Origin of the sequence: Flavobacterium sp. C4GT6 (assembly GCF_036347315.1) — a bacterium.
GTDB lineage: Bacteria > Bacteroidota > Bacteroidia > Flavobacteriales > Flavobacteriaceae > Flavobacterium.
The window spans coordinates 36,440-52,591 of record NZ_JAZGZU010000003.1; the positions used below are offsets into that span (position 1 = coordinate 36,440).

The 16,152-nt window shown below is 37.7% G+C and carries 14 protein-coding genes; 11 read left to right on the top strand and 3 right to left on the bottom strand.

Features of this window, described 5'->3' with window-relative positions; genetic code table 11:
- Nucleotides 1–15: 15 nt before the first annotated feature.
- From V3Z67_RS04520 to tsf, 7 genes are all read left to right on the top strand, one after another.
- Nucleotides 16–2,883 (top strand): alpha-amylase family glycosyl hydrolase, encoded by a 2,868-nt coding sequence (locus V3Z67_RS04520; protein WP_330442187.1) that lies wholly within the window; start codon nt 16–18, stop codon nt 2,881–2,883.
- A gap of 135 nt (nt 2,884–3,018) precedes the next feature.
- Nucleotides 3,019–3,564, top strand: coding sequence for a hypothetical protein (locus V3Z67_RS04525; protein ID WP_330442188.1), 546 nt, complete (start codon nt 3,019–3,021; stop codon nt 3,562–3,564).
- A 32-nt stretch (nt 3,565–3,596) separates the two neighbouring features.
- Entirely contained in the window at nt 3,597–3,971 is a 375-nt protein-coding gene (locus V3Z67_RS04530; protein ID WP_330442189.1) for a hypothetical protein, read from the top strand.
- A 208-nt stretch (nt 3,972–4,179) separates the two neighbouring features.
- Nucleotides 4,180–4,635 (top strand): 50S ribosomal protein L13, encoded by a 456-nt coding sequence (gene rplM, locus V3Z67_RS04535; RefSeq protein ID WP_035135989.1) that lies wholly within the window; start codon nt 4,180–4,182, stop codon nt 4,633–4,635.
- Nucleotides 4,636–5,022, top strand: a complete 387-nt coding sequence (rpsI, locus tag V3Z67_RS04540; protein ID WP_035135990.1) for a 30S ribosomal protein S9 — start codon at nt 4,636–4,638, stop codon at nt 5,020–5,022.
- A 158-nt stretch (nt 5,023–5,180) separates the two neighbouring features.
- Complete coding sequence (gene rpsB / locus V3Z67_RS04545) at nt 5,181–5,936, top strand: 30S ribosomal protein S2 (RefSeq protein WP_330442190.1); 756 nt, start codon at nt 5,181–5,183, stop codon at nt 5,934–5,936.
- A gap of 103 nt (nt 5,937–6,039) precedes the next feature.
- Entirely contained in the window at nt 6,040–6,864 is an 825-nt protein-coding gene (tsf, locus tag V3Z67_RS04550; protein WP_330442191.1) for a translation elongation factor Ts, read from the top strand.
- 271 nt (nt 6,865–7,135) lie between these two features.
- On the opposite strand, the gene V3Z67_RS04555 is transcribed toward tsf, so the two are convergent.
- Nucleotides 7,136–7,522 carry a hypothetical protein gene (locus tag V3Z67_RS04555; RefSeq protein ID WP_330442192.1) on the bottom strand — a complete coding sequence of 129 codons (387 nt, stop codon included), beginning with the start codon at nt 7,520–7,522 and terminating at the stop codon, nt 7,136–7,138.
- 72 nt (nt 7,523–7,594) lie between these two features.
- Entirely contained in the window at nt 7,595–8,689 is a 1,095-nt protein-coding gene (ald, locus tag V3Z67_RS04560) for an alanine dehydrogenase (RefSeq protein ID WP_330442193.1), read from the bottom strand.
- Between the two features lie 189 nt (nt 8,690–8,878).
- Here ald and V3Z67_RS04565 point away from each other — a divergent pair, with 189 nt between their 5' ends.
- From V3Z67_RS04565 to V3Z67_RS04575, 3 genes are all read left to right on the top strand, one after another.
- Nucleotides 8,879–9,532, top strand: a complete 654-nt coding sequence (locus V3Z67_RS04565; protein WP_330442194.1) for a queuosine precursor transporter — start codon at nt 8,879–8,881, stop codon at nt 9,530–9,532.
- Nucleotides 9,533–9,631: 99 nt separating this feature from the next.
- Complete coding sequence (locus V3Z67_RS04570; RefSeq protein ID WP_330442195.1) at nt 9,632–13,330, top strand: TraB/GumN family protein; 3,699 nt, start codon at nt 9,632–9,634, stop codon at nt 13,328–13,330.
- Between the two features lie 25 nt (nt 13,331–13,355).
- Entirely contained in the window at nt 13,356–13,919 is a 564-nt protein-coding gene (locus V3Z67_RS04575) for a DNA-3-methyladenine glycosylase I (RefSeq protein ID WP_330442196.1), read from the top strand.
- Between the two features lie 126 nt (nt 13,920–14,045).
- On the opposite strand, the gene ahcY is transcribed toward V3Z67_RS04575, so the two are convergent.
- Nucleotides 14,046–15,362, bottom strand: coding sequence for an adenosylhomocysteinase (gene ahcY, locus V3Z67_RS04580; RefSeq protein ID WP_330442197.1), 1,317 nt, complete (start codon nt 15,360–15,362; stop codon nt 14,046–14,048).
- Nucleotides 15,363–15,514: 152 nt separating this feature from the next.
- On the opposite strand from ahcY, the gene V3Z67_RS04585 reads away from it, so the two are divergent.
- A complete protein-coding gene (locus V3Z67_RS04585; RefSeq protein ID WP_330442198.1) occupies nt 15,515–16,150 on the top strand; it encodes a 4'-phosphopantetheinyl transferase family protein in 636 nt (211 codons plus the stop codon).
- Nucleotides 16,151–16,152 lie beyond the last annotated feature (2 nt).

Sequence of the window (16,152 nt, forward strand, 5' to 3'; positions counted from 1 at the left end):
TTATCTTTTTATAATATGAAAAAAATTACTCAGCTATTATTTTTATTAACCGCTTCAATAGGCTTTGCACAACAGCAAAATGTTACCTATTCGGTTTCGCCTTCAGAGTTCAATGAAGATGATTCTATAACCATCACCATTGAAGGTTCAAGTGTAAATGAGGCCACATGGAACATTACTGATAACGCATTGTACCTATGGGCATGGTCGTACGACCTGAACGACGAAAACTCTATGGACTGCCCTACAAATGGTTCATGGGATAACTCGGGTGAAGCAAATAAATTCACTTACAACTCGGGCGATGATACTTATACTATAAGCTTTGTACCTACTACTTTTTATAACAGAACAGGTATAGGCTCTATAGGGTTTCTTATAAAAGCTAAAGACGGTAACGGAGATAAAAAATCTCAGGACATTACTGTACAGGTAGGTACTTTTCAGGTAAACCTTACCTCCCCTGCCAATAACAGTAGTACTATACTAACATCGGGCAGTGATTTTGATATTGCCGCTACTAACACAGGTGGTGAAGCAGACTATGAACTGTTTGCTAACGGCGTTAGCATCAACTCGGCTACAGGAGTAAGCACTTATGCTTACACCGATGCTAATATTACCGAGATTAAAAACTACGAACTGGTAGTAACACATAATGCTAATAGTATTAGCAAAACATTTACGGTTATTGTTAACCCGGGCACTGTTGAAGAGGCAATGCCTCAAGATTATGAAGACGGAATTACCTACAACACTGCCGATGCTACAAAAGCAGTACTTGTTTTAGATGCACCACTTAAAGACTTTGTATATGTAGCAGGTAGCTTTAACAACTGGCAGCCTACATCGGCTTATGCCATGAAAAAAGATACCGAGTCGGGTAAATTTTGGTTAGAACTTAACGGTCTTACCGAAGGCGAAGTATATACTTACCAATACTGGGTAGTAGCCGAAGATCCAGTTGCAGGCTCTCCTGAACTGGTTAAAACTGCCGACCCATATTCTACACTGGTACTTTCACCATATGATGATCCTTACATTCCGGCAGCCTCTTACCCTAACCTTCCTGCTTACCCTGCAGGACAGGAAAGAGAAGTAACCGTACTGCAAACAGGTCAGGAAGAATACAACTGGCAGGTTACCGATTTTGTGAAACCTAAAAAAGAAGACCTTATTATATATGAGGTACTTGTTAGGGATTTTGATTCAGACAGAAACTATCAGGACCTGATAGACAAAATAGATTATTTTAAAAACCTGCATATTAATGCCATTGAGCTAATGCCGGTTATGGAGTTTGAAGGCAACGAAAGCTGGGGGTATAACACCTCTTTCCATATGGCTACCGATAAGTTTTACGGTCCTGCCAGTAAGCTTAAGGAGTTTATAGACCTTTGTCATCAAAATGGTATCGCCGTTATATTAGACGTTGCTCTAAACCATGCTTTTGGTCGCAACCCTATGGTTAGAATGTGGATGGATGACCCTGACGGTGACGGCTGGGGCGGACCAAGTACCGAAAATCCATACTTTAACATGGAAGCTAAACACTCTTATAACGTAGGTAACGATTTTAACCACCAGCAATCAAGAACTCAAAACTATGTTAGAAGAGTTGTAAAACACTGGATTGAAGAATTCCATATAGACGGTTTCCGTTGGGATCTTACAAAAGGATTTACACAAAACTGTAGTGCTAACGATGAAGCCTGCACTAACGCTTACCAGCAGGACAGAGTGGATATTCTTAAAGAATATGCTGATTATTCATGGAGCCTTGACCCTACACACTATACTATTTTTGAGCACTTAGGTACTGATGCCGAAGAGCAGCAATGGGCCAACTACAAAGTTGACGAAGGCAAGGGTATTATGATGTGGGGTATAATGAATTCTACATACAACCAACTTACCATGGGCTATGCAGATAATTCTAACATCAACCGCGTGGGTAGTAACAGTCGTGGCTTTACAGGTAAAAGACTTGTAGGTTATGCCGAAAGCCATGATGAAGAAAGAATAATGTTTAAGAATCTGGAATACGGTAACAGCAACAACCCGGCTCATAATGTGAAAGACCTCAATATAGCCCTTAAACGTATGAGAACTATGGGTGCTGTACTTATTCCGGTACCGGGACCTAAAATGCTATGGCATTTTGGAGACCTGGGTTGGGAATACTCTATATTTACGTGTAACGACGGCAGCGTAAACATGCCTGGCGGAGATGACGGCGACTGTAAGCTAGACACCAAACCACAACCGCAATGGAATGAAGACTGGTTAAACGATGTAGAACGCCAAAAGGTATACTACACCTGGGGCAAACTTAATTACCTAAAAACACAGGAAGACGTGTTTGAAGGCGATTACACTATTACTCCGTCATCAGGAACATCACTTACTCCTAAAATACATATATGGAATGATGCGCTTGCCGATACCGATCTTAAAGATGTGGTTATCGTATCTAACTTTAACGTAACCGATCAGTCAATAGACCCTGCATTCCCTTATACAGGCACATGGTACAACCTACTGGACAATTCTGAAATAGAAGTTACCAATGTTAATGCTACCATAAACATACCTGCAGGCGATTTCAGGATATACGGTAACAAACAGGTAGAACTGGGCACAGAGGATTTCACTACTCAAAAAGTAGTATTATACCCTAACCCTGCTACTACACAATTTACTATTAATACAGATGTAAGCCGTGTAGAAATATACAGCATGACAGGGCAACTTGTAAAAACATTTGCCGCCACTCAGGCATTTAACCTATATGATATAAGTATGCTGTCTAAAGGACTGTACATTGTTAATGTAACAGATATAAACAACAATCATAAAACATTAAAATTGGTTAAAAATTAATTTGAGTGAGTTTTAGTTAAGTTTCTCAAAGCCTCCTGCTCTCACAGGAGGCTTTTTGTTATAGTAATCATAAAGAAATGTGAAAAACAAAATGTGTGCGGTAATTTTGCGTTCCTATTTGAAATGAAAATGACAATGAGAATTAACAAAATCGTTCTTTTACTGCTAACAGCAGTATTATTTATTCAGTGTGATACCGTAAACAGTGTATTTGGAGGCAGCTCCAAATCATCATCAAGGTCAAAAACTTCCACATCAAGGACTAAAACAAGTACATCAGGCTCCCGCGCCCATTATAACATACAGCACAGGGACGACTTCCTTTCGGTATCCGACAGGGAGAAGGAAAGCATCCTTAAAGAATCTAAAGCTACCGAAGACCAGTACTCACTATTAGTATTCACCAAAAACTTTAAAGGTGAAAAAATCGTGGTTACCTCTCAGGAAAAAAGACTTTTTAGCGGTTATCTTATCTCAAACATAAAAACAGGCTATGCCGATAAGCTAACGATAGATAATACTAAAGATGTAAGGGTGTATGACAACCTTACCAAAAAAGAGATTGTGATAGACAGCAAAGAAGCTAAAAAGCACAAGTTCATCTACCTTCAAAAAGACAACTCGAATAAGGAAAGTCCGTTTATTCTGATTTACAGTAATACCCTAAGACCGCTGGATTAGTTATTTTTCTATTTTTACAGAAATTTAAAACCATGCCGCTTTCAGACTCGAACCTAAACGCATTAATGCTTCAAATACACGATAATATTGACAGCTATAGTAATACATTAAACGAAGAACTGTCTTACCCTCCCGGAAGTGAACTTACAGAGGAAGAAAAAGAAGAGCTGAAAAAACTAACCCAAAATGCGATTGCAAAAAGTGCATTGCAAAAAATAACTGCTAACAATGCAGCAGAAGTCGTATTCAGTATATTTAGCCTTCTGGACGGCGTAAGCGACCCCGAAGGAGAATGGACAGGGCTTAAACTGCAAGACATAAATGAAAACGAGGAAGAAGATGCTGGTAAAATGCTTCATGATACGTTTTATAATACATATTGGGACTGGAAAGAAAACAACAAATAAAACAGGGTGTAAAATACAATTTGACTAAAAACATTATATCCAGTTTTATTTGTTCATTATTTAAATAATTGGTTTACTTTTACTCCTCTCATCTTCAAAAAATTATTCCAAAAAGAATAATTTTTACATCTATTTGAATTTCTCATAAATAGTTGTACTTTTGCATCCCCTTTATTGGGGATGGAATGTTTAATTAAAATAATTTATTGTGAACACATTAAGCTACAAAACAGTTTCAGCTAACAAGGCTACTGCTCAGAAAGAGTGGATCATAGTTGATGCTGAAGGTCATAATTTGGGCCGTTTTGCTTCAAAAGTTGCAATGCTTTTAAGAGGTAAATACAAAACAAATTATACACCGCACGTGGACTGTGGAGATAACGTAATTGTTATCAACGCAGAGAAAATCAATCTAACAGGTAACAAACTGGAGGACAAAACTTACATCCGCCACACTGGTTACCCTGGAGGTCAAAGAAGTTTGACTGCTAAAAATCTACAGGCTAAAAATCCTGCCATTTTAGTAGAAAAAGCTGTAAAAGGAATGCTACCTAAAAACAAATTAGGTGCTGAGCTATTCCGTAATTTAAATGTATATGTAGGTTCAGAGCACAAGCATGATGCTCAACAACCTAAAACCGTTAACTTAAACGATCTAAAGTAAATGGCTACTATTCACAAAATCGGTAGAAGAAAAACCGCTGTTGCGCGTGTATACGTTACCGAAGGTACAGGTAAAATTACCGTTAACAAAAAAGAATTCGAAACTTACTTCCCTACTGCAACTTTACAGTACAAAGTAATGCAACCTCTTGCAATGACAGAGAACGCTGCTAACTTTGACGTAAAAGTAAACGTATACGGAGGTGGTATAACAGGACAGGCAGAAGCTGTAAGAATGGCTATCGCAAGAGCAATGTGCGAAGTTGACGCTGAAAACAGAACGATCCTTAAACCGGAAGGTTTACTAACAAGGGATCCAAGAATGGTTGAGCGTAAGAAATTCGGTCAGAAGAAAGCACGTAAGAGATTCCAGTTCTCTAAACGTTAATCTGCTGTTATTACAACAATCAGTTTATTCTTTTTTAAAAAAATTAAAACAAGTTGCTGTTGTCTCTTCTAACAGAGAGTTAGTTTAGCATCTAAATGGATAAGGCCGGAAACGCCACTTAACCATTGCTACTCAACAGAACGTAAACTATTACAAAAATGGCAAATAAAGTAGAAGTTAAAGACTTACTAGAGGCAGGTGTTCACTTTGGACACATGACCAGAAAGTGGAATCCAAACATGGCTCCTTACATCTACATGGAGCGTAACGGTATCCACATTATAAACTTATATAAAACTGCTGCTAAGATTGAAGAAGCTAATGAGGCTCTTAAAAAAATCGCGGCATCAGGAAGAAAAGTATTATTTGTTGCTACTAAAAAGCAAGCAAAAGACATCGTTGCTGAAAAAGCAGCTGCAGCAAACATGCCTTACATCACAGAAAGATGGCCAGGTGGTATGCTAACTAACTTCGTTACTATCAGAAAAGCTGTTAAAAAAATGGCTGCTATTGATAAAATGAAGAAAGATGGTACATTTAATACGCTATCTAAAAAAGAGCGTTTACAGGTAGATCGTCTTCGTGCAAAACTTGAGAAAAACTTAGGTTCAATTGCCGACATGACCAGATTACCAGCTGCACTGTTTGTAGTTGATATTAAAGCTGAACACATCGCAGTAAAAGAAGCACACAAATTAAACATTCCGGTTTTTGCAATGGTAGATACTAACTCTGACCCAAGAGAGGTAGATTACGTAATACCAGCTAATGATGATGCTTCAAAATCAATTGACAAAATTTTATCTTTAGTTTCAGGCGCTATCGTTGAAGGACTTTCTGACAGAAAATCTGAAAAAGAAGAGCAGGATGCTGCTGCTAAAGCAGAAGCTCCACAAGCTGCTACTGAAGAATAAATAATAACATTACAATAAAGTCGTTGTGCTGGTAGATGTTTACTTTTGTAGTCATTATATCAACATAACGACTTTAATTTTAACCTATTAAAATAATTTCAAAATGGCAAATATTACTGCTGCTGACGTAAATAAATTAAGGCAAACTACAGGTGCCGGTATGATGGACTGTAAAAAAGCCCTTGTTGAGGCTGAAGGAGATTTTGACAAAGCGATCGAAATTCTTCGTAAAAAAGGCCAAAAAGTTGCTGCTAACAGAGCTGACAGAGAATCTACTGAAGGTGCTGTTATCGCAGTTGTTAATGCTGATAAAACTGCTGGTGTAGTTATCTCTCTTAACTGTGAGACTGACTTCGTTGCTAAAAACGAATCTTTCGTGAAATTAGCTACAGATCTTGCTGAGCTTGCATTAAACTTCAATACTAAAGAAGAATTCCTTGCTGCTGCTTTCGGAAACATCACTGTTGAAGAAAAACTTACTGAGCAAACAGGTGTTATCGGTGAAAAAATCGAGATCGGTTCTTTCGAAAGACTTGAAGGTGCGTTTGTAGGTTCTTACATCCACGCTGGTAACAGAATCGCTACTCTTGTAAGCCTTTCTGCTAACGTAGAAGGTGCTGAAGAAGCTGCAAGAAACGTTGCTATGCAGGCTGCTGCTATGGCTCCACTTGCTCTTAACGAAGATGGTATCGATGCTGCAGTAGTTGAGAAAGAAATCGAGATCGCTAAAGATCAGTTACGTCAGGAAGGTAAGCCGGAAGCTATGTTAGATAACATCGCTAAAGGTAAACTTGGCCGTTTCTTTAAAGACAACACTCTTGTTAACCAAGATTACATTAAAGACAGCAAACTAAGCGTAAGCGGTTATGTTAAGTCTGTTGATGCTTCTCTAGTTGTTACAGGTTTCAAAAGAGTTGCTCTTGCTTAATTAAAAACAAGCTAACACATACATATAAAAAAATCCCGATGGCAACATCGGGATTTTTTTATATAATAATACCTCTCTAACCTTTATCACTGTTTCGTAACACGAAAAAAGTACGTTGCATATATGCCAATTCACCCAATTTATCTTTTTTCTCCTCGTCAGTTTTCCACAAAATACCATTAATTGCTTTCCGGTTTCTGTCAAAAAAATCTAAGGCAAACGTCTCAACCTCATCATCAGTTAACGAACAGGCATCAAGCAATCTAAAAAATCAGTCATAATTAAGAAAGTTTTGCTTTAGCCCCATTTGTTCATCAAGAAAATAGAGCTTCATTGCATCACTACCTTCATTAATCACCCTATCTCCTATTATGCTAAACCAAAAATTTTTGAGGTTATCATGATAATCAGGCGCAGTAACTTCTACATCCTTTTTATAGCGATCCCACAATTCCTCTACTGTAAAACTATTTTGAGCATATGTTTTATAAACTAGTTTATTTCTTGGTATATCACCCTGTCCTGCCGGCGGATCATCATCATGAATAACATATGCATTTTTAGGATTTGCAGCCTGTACAGGCTCTTGCTCTTTATCTTCACTACAGGAGATAAAAACAAGACATACAACCGAGAACAGTAAGGATATTTTTTTCATAAGGCAGGTGGCTTTTTAGTTAAGTTAAAATATAAAACATTAAATATAAACAACTTACACCTTAAAGCCAAATTACACTAAAGGTAAGTCAAACACCTCAAGTAGTTCCTTAGCCATAACCTCACCTTTCACAATACTTAATCCAGAACGTAAGTCGGCATTCTGTTCACAAGCCTTCTCCCAGCCCATATTAGCCAGTTTAAGTACATAAGGCAACGTCACATTAGTAAGCGCTAATGTAGAAGTATAAGGCACAGCACCGGGCATATTAGCAACACAGTAATGCACTATATCATTAATTATAAAAGTAGGGTCATCATGTGTAGTAGGCCTTGTAGTTTCAAAACACCCTCCCTGATCTACAGCTACATCAACCAGCACTGTACCCGGACGCATTTCTTTAAGCATATCTCTTGTAATCAGGTTAGGCGCTTTAGCCCCCGGTATCAATACCGCCCCAATAATAAGGTCGTGATTTTTAATATGCTTCTTTATATTGTACACACTCGAAAATTCTGTTACCACATGACTAGGCATTACATCATTCACGTAACGCAGGCGCTTCATGTTAATATCAAGTATGGTAACATGAGCCCCAAGTCCGGCTGCCATTTTAGCCGCCTGCACCCCTACTACACCCGCACCAAGAACAAGCACTTTACCAGGAGGTACACCCGGCACTCCGCCTAAAAGCACACCTCGACCTTTAATAGGTTTTTCAAGATATTTTGCCCCTTGCTGTATTGCCATGCGCCCAGCCACTTCACTCATAGGTGTTAGTAAGGGTAAAGTTCCTTCACTATCGGTTACGGTTTCATAAGCAATACACACAGCCTTACTGTTAATCATAGCTTCAGTAAGCTCCCTGCTGGATGCAAAATGAAAATAGGTAAATACGATTTGGTTTTTCTTTACCAGGTTATATTCACACGATATAGGCTCCTTTACTTTCACAATCATATCGGTCATAGCATATACCGCTTCGATGGTAGGCAACATATAAGCTCCTGTCTCCTTATAGTCATTATCAGAGAAGCCACTACCCTCTCCCGCACCTTCCTGCACAAACACCTGATGTCCGCAGTTTACCAATTCAAAAACACCCGCCGGAGTAACAGCTACCCGACTCTCATAATTTTTAATTTCTTTAGGAACCCCTATTTTCATATGGATAAAATTTAAATTTTATCAAATATAATAAATACACCCCCTAAATATTACATTAAAAATCACAAAATAATATAGATTTAAAACACAAACCCCTAAAAACCAAAACATCAACAACCAAAAAACACTAAAACCTCCAGATTAACCATAAAAGAAGTATTTTTGAAAATCCCCTTACAAACATAAACTATGTTACAAACCCGAAAAGACACTATTTTTATAATCCTTGCCGGAATTTTTATTACTAATGCCGTAGTTGCCGAGCTTATTGGCGGAAAATTAATCAATATAGGCCACTATGTAATGAGTATCGGTATTTTGCCATGGCCAGTGGTATTTTTAACTACAGATCTTATTAACGAATACTTCGGTCGTCAGGGTGTTAGGCGATTATCTTTCATTACCGCTGGCCTTATCGCCTATTGTTTTATTGTTCTATACCTGGCTTTACAAATACCTGCTGCAAAAGGCTTCAATACTGTTAGCGATAAGCAGTTTACCGCTGTTTTTGGGCAAAGTATGTGGATTATAGTAGGTAGTATCACAGCATTTTTAGTATCTCAGCTTATTGATATTGCCATCTTCCATTTCTTTAAAAAGAAAACAGGCAACAAAATGATTTGGCTTCGTACCACAGGATCTACAGTAATATCACAACTTTTTGATAGCTTTATCGTACTGGGAATTGCCTTTTGGCTTACCGGAAAAATTGATACCGCTACTTACATTACTTCGGCCTTTACAGGATATTTCGTAAAACTGATAATAGCGATAGTACTTACACCGTTAATATATTTGGGTCACGCCTGGATTAGAAAATACATCGAGCCCGAAAAAGAGTAGCACTCAGGCTCTAAGAAAACAGGTGGTTGGACGCAGTATTTTAAAAACTATGCCCTATATTTGATATAGTACTACTTACACCTTAATTTTTTTACAGCCTTGAGAAAACTTGCTTTACTATTACTACTTGCATTTTCCTGCACTCTTTTTGCACAGGAAAAAAAATACCAGAGCCTTTTATGGGAGGTATCGGGTAATGGTCTTACCAAAAAATCATACCTGTATGGCTCCATGCATGTAAGCGATAAGGTATCTTATCATCTTTCTGATGCTTTTTTCAAACATCTGCTCGATGCCGACATGGTTGCAAACGAAAGCGAACCCTCTACATGGATAGACCTGTATGGTGTTTTATCAAGGGATGGCTACGACTATTACGGACAAGGCAAGTTTTACGCAGAATTTTATCTTTCTCCCCTAGAAAAAGATAAAATGTATCCGTTATTCTACATGAATAACTTTACCATGAACAACCTTTTGTTCAGGACAAACGAACACCAAAAGGAATACCAGGAAGAAACTTACCTGGATATGTTTATATATCGTACAGGCAGGAAATACAACAAAAAAACTGTAGGACTGGAAGACACTAAAACTTCCATTATCAATATTATGAATGCCGACATGACTAACACCAAGCCAAAGGAGGAAAACATAATAGCCCTGCAAAAAATACTGAAGAATAACGGCTACGATGAAGCCATGATTAATTTTTACAGAGACAAGGATCTTGACATGATTGATTCATTAACTGTATTATCGGCTCCCGAAGGTTACCTAAAAGCCCTTTTGTACGACCGTAATGTGGTTATGGTAAAATCAATAGACAGTCTTGCTCAAAAAGGAAGCCTGTTTGCCGCCGTGGGTGCCGCCCACCTACCGGGTAAAAAAGGTATTATCGAAATGCTTCGTAAAAAAGGCTACACTGTTAACCCTGTTTTTGATAATTATACCGAAGAAGGTAAAGCAAAAAAACAGGAAATAGAAGCCTACTTTGTACAGCCAACATACAAACAATATACATCGCCGGACGGCACCATTAGCCTGCCACTGTACAAAGCTGTTATAGAAAACGAAGACAATATCGAATCGCCCGATCTGGCCAATGGCGGATATATTAACGTAAAGAGACTCCCTTTACTCGATTTCCTTAAAAAGGACAACAAACCGTTTAACCATAAGTCACTGGATAGCCTTTTCTATGAAAACATTCCGGGTAAAATTGTAGACAAAAAATTCTACACTCAGGACGGTTATGATGTTTACGATATAAAGAATATCACTAAAACAGGAAACACACAACGATACAGGTACTACATAACACCACTTGAAATTATAGTGGTTAGTATGGCTGGCGAGGAAAATTACACCCGTAAGTTTGAAAACGATGTTTTTAGCAAAATAACGCTAAAACCTATCACATCACAATGGAAAGACATCACTCCTAATCGTGGCAGTTTTAGCCTTAAAGCACCGTCATATACTATTGTGTATGGCGACAGGGTAAATTCCAAAACCGTTTCAAACATTGAAATGTACTCTTATAACCCCCAGGACAAATCGAATTACTTCCTGTTGGAAAGAGCTCTTTCAGACAATAACAATCTGGAAAACTCAACTTTCGAACTGAAACGTATTCAATACGAGTTTTATAACCAGCTGGATATTGACTCCACTCAAACAAAAATAACAGAAACCCCGTTAAGCTTTACATCTGTTTCTGCTATAGGTAATAAAACCATAAGGCTAAAATCTTTCCTTAAAGGAAGTAAGTACTACCTAATGGGAGCTGTAGGCGCTAATGAAGCCGACAGTGATATGTTTTTTGATTCCTTTGAATACAAGCCGGAAGTATCAGAAACTGAATACAGAGTATTTAAGGACACAACTGCAGGATTTGAGGTTAACGTACCTAAGCTACAAAATGAGTATTTAGATTTCGTTTCAAAACAGGATTACAGATACGGCAACGAAAAGAAAAATTACTTTACAACAAAAGACGATCATTACAGCTTTAAACTACCATCAGGGCAGGCTGTAAACGTATGGTACCACAAGGATCATAAGTACAAAAAACCACAAAGCATAGACTCGTTAACGGTTAAAATCAGGAAAATGATTACCGGAAGTGATGATGATGAAGATGAGTATGATTCTGAAATCTCATCAATATCAGAACTATATGTAATTGGAGAAAACCCGTCCTATTCAAGAAACAGGAACTTTAAAAGCGTATGGAACAGCATTATTACCAAAGATCCATTAGTAAAGCATAAAACAGAGATAAAAAACGAAAAAACATCGTTTGACAAAAATACAGGTATCTATAAAATGGAAGCCCTTGTTGTAGACAACAAATCTGAACAAGCTATAAAATACACCCTGATTTACCGTAACGGAAAAGGCTACCTTATAAGAACATTGGTAGACAAAGATTACAACAACAACGACCAGCAGGTAGAAAAAATATTCAATTCATTCAGGTTACTACCGGATAACAATGAAGATATAAGCAGCAAAAACAGGCTTACCCTGTTTATAGAGGATGCTAAAAGCGAGCACGATAGTATTCGTTATTCTGCATTGAATTCGGTTTACAATCTTACAATCGAAAAAGAAGACCTACCTACTCTGGAAAACTTTATAGATACTTTTGAATTTAAAAAAGATGAAACAGAGGCATTAACCGGTTTATACGAAAAAATAGGAGAACTGAAAGATAAAAGGGCAATTGCATTCCTGGAAAAACAATACAAAAAAGAAAATGCCAATACCATAACCCAGTTTGCCGTTCTAAAAGCTCTTAACCATCAAAAAACAGAGGAAGCTTATAGAAAGATACTGGAACTTATGGAATACGACCTCCCTATTTCAGACAACAATTATGAACTAAGAAGACTTTTCTCCGGATTTAGCAGTAATACAGAAAAAAGCAAAGTACTCTTCCCTGATATATTTCAGTTTTACAGCATAACCGAATATCACGAACCTATACTAGGCTTCACTTCAAAGCTTTTACAAAGCGATGCCGTTAAGGCAAAAAAACTGAAAAGCTTTAAAAAAATGATACTTACCAATGCTAAACTGGAACTGAAAAGGGTAAAAAGCAGGAAAGACAAACACGAAATAAATGAGCTATACCAAGGAGTTCCTGAAACCACAGAACTAATAGACTATATAACATTACTATATCCGTTTAGAAATGACAGCGACGTAAAAAGCTTTTTTGACAATGTAAAGAAAACAGATGTTAAACAAGCTAACCTTGCTATTTCCAAGCTTAATATCGATAATGACATTATTGACAGAAACGAAATTACCCCTCTGCTAAAAGATCAGGAAACGCTTTTTATTACCTACAACAGGCTTCATAAAAAAGCCCCTGAACTAACAGAAGGTGTATCTCATGCTGATGTAGCAGCTTCAGCTATATTTACCATTAGAGGACTGGACACTAAAGAAGACTCGCTGTCCTTTATCGAAAAGAGAATATTACCCGTATATAGCCACAAGGCTGAGTTTTACTTTTTTAAACTTAAAAACATAAGCGAAGACAAAGATCCTTATGACTATGACCCTGATAAGCTGATAGGAATTGCTTTTTTACAGGATGAGAAAGGTATTAACCCTACCGCGTTTAAAATAATTAACCCTAAAACAATTATCGATGAGGATGAAATGGAAAACTATTACAAAGAAATGATAGATTCTATACTTAACGGAGATAAGATAAGGGCAAGTTTCACTAAAGCATCAGATTACAACAGTATGTATGGAGAATACGGCTTCGGGTACTAACATCAATCAATAATCAACCACAATAATGACAGAAAAGAACAGGTGTGCCTGGTGTAAGGGCGACGAACTATATGAGAGGTATCACGACGAAGAGTGGGGACAACCCGTTTATGACGACCACAAACTGTTTGAATTCCTGCTACTGGAAACGTTCCAGGCAGGACTTAGCTGGATTACCATTTTAAGGAAAAGGGAAAACTTCAGGAAAGCCTTTGATGATTTCGACTATAAGAAAATAGCTTCTTACAGTGATAAAAAAGTAGAAGAACTGCTACAGGATGCCGGGATTATAAGAAACAGACTTAAAGTACTTGCCGCAGTTTCAAACGCGCAGGCATTTATGAAAATACAGGATGAGTTTGGCAGTTTTTCCAAATACTACTGGGACTTTACTGACGGAAAAATTATAGATAACAAATTCACAACGCTTTCACAGGTTCCTGCTACCACTCCATTATCGGATAAAATTAGTAAGGACATGAAAAAACGCGGATTCAAATTTGTGGGATCTACCGTTATTTATGCCAATATGCAGGCCACCGGTATGGTTAACGACCATATAGCCGAGTGCTGGACTAAAAAGAATTAAGACAATAGATATTAGAAGCTAGAAAGACCTCTCATATTAAAATAAAAAGACCCGCTATAGCGGGTCTTTTTATTTTATGTCATCGTAAGCAACTCAATACTCACTTCTAATATCTCAATACTAAAATTAGTATCTGTAGTACTCTGGCTTAAACGGACCTTCAACCTCAACACCAATATATTGTGCCTGGTCTTGTGAAAGTGTTTCAAGCTCAACACCAAGTTTAGCAAGGTGAAGCGATGCTACTTTCTCATCAAGGTGTTTAGGCAGCATGTATACTTTGTTCTCGTAGTTATCACTGTTTTTCCAAAGCTCAATTTGAGCAAGCGTTTGGTTAGTGAATGAATTACTCATTACAAAACTTGGGTGACCTGTAGCACAACCAAGGTTTACTAAACGTCCTTCTGCAAGGATAATAATATCTTTACCATTAATAGTATATTTATCTACCTGAGGTTTAATCTCAACTTTGCTAGCTCCGTGGTTTTTGTTTAACCATGCCATATCAATCTCATTATCAAAGTGACCGATATTACAAACAATAGCCTTATCTTTTAACCCCTCAAAGTGACGACCTACAACAATATCTTTATTACCGGTAGTAGTGATAACGATATCAGCATTACCAATAACAGTATCAAGTTTTTTCACTTCATAACCGTCCATTGCAGCCTGTAGTGCACAAATTGGGTCGATTTCAGTAACCGTAACAATTGATCCGGCACCTCTAAATGAAGCAGCAGTACCTTTACCTACGTCACCATAACCACAAACAACTACTCTTTTACCTGCAAGCATAATATCTGTTGCACGGCGCACTGCATCTACAGCACTTTCCTTACAACCATATTTGTTATCAAATTTAGATTTGGTAACAGAATCGTTTACGTTAATAGCCGGCATTACAAGCGTACCGTTTTTCATTCTTTCATATAAACGGTGTACACCTGTAGTAGTCTCTTCAGAAAGACCTTTGATATCTTTAGTTAGTTCAGGGTAACGGTCAAACACCATATTGGTAAGGTCTCCACCATCATCAAGAATCATGTTAAGCGGTTTGCGGTCTTCACCAAAAAACAACGTTTGCTCAATACACCAGTCAAACTCCTCTTCATTTAAACCTTTCCAAGCATACACAGGAATACCGGCAGCAGCGATAGCAGCAGCAGCGTGATCCTGAGTAGAGAAAATGTTACATGAACTCCAGGTAACCTCTGCACCAAGGGCAACAAGAGTTTCAATTAAAACCGCTGTTTGGATTGTCATATGAAGACACCCTGCAATACGAGCTCCTTTTAATGGCTGTTCATTTTTATACTCCTCGCGTAACGCCATTAAACCCGGCATTTCAGCCTCTGCAAGTTCAATCTCTTTCCTACCCCATTCTGCAAGGGAAATATCTTTTACTTTGTAAGCCACATATGGCACAGTGTTCGTACTCATGAATATTGTATATTTGTATTTAGCTAAAATTTTTTGCAAATTTAGTGAATTCCTTTGTAAACAAACAGTTTTAGGACTATTTTAAAATTTGTTGAACTTTTTTAATTGTTTGATTTGCAACAAAATGAACGTATAATTTTTTAAAACCTTACATGCCTCTACACAAATCGTATACAATAGCGCCAAACACTAAGCTGCTGGTATGGAAAATAACCGAAAGCCTGGAAGAACTATCTAACGGCACAGAGCTTAAGGATGTTTGTCAAAGCAGGATTGACTCCATGAAGTCAGAACAGCACCGCAAAGGCTTCCTTAGTGTACGCAAGCTTTTAAATGAGGCCGGTTATACTGATTTTGACCTGTTTTATACCGAAGACGGTAAACCCCACCTTAAAGACGGCAAGAATATTTCCATTACCCATTCCTTTAGTTTTTCAGCTATTATAATAAGCGATAAAAGTATAGGTATCGATATGGAAATACGTAGGGAAAAAGCCATAAAAATTGCCGATAAGTTTTTAGACAAAGAATTTAACTTCCTGAATACCGCTGATGTAACTGATTATGTAAGGAGACTTATTGTTATTTGGGGTGTTAAGGAAGCCCTTTATAAAATGTTTTCCCGCAAGGGGCTTAGCTTTAAGCAAAATATTGATGTAGCTCCGTTTGAGATGGACGACACTAAAGGCACAGCCACCGTTAGCTACATGGAAATAGAAGGAAACTATCCTTTTTATTTTGAGGAAATAGAAGATTTCACCTTAGTTTACAGCATTGATAACAATTAACC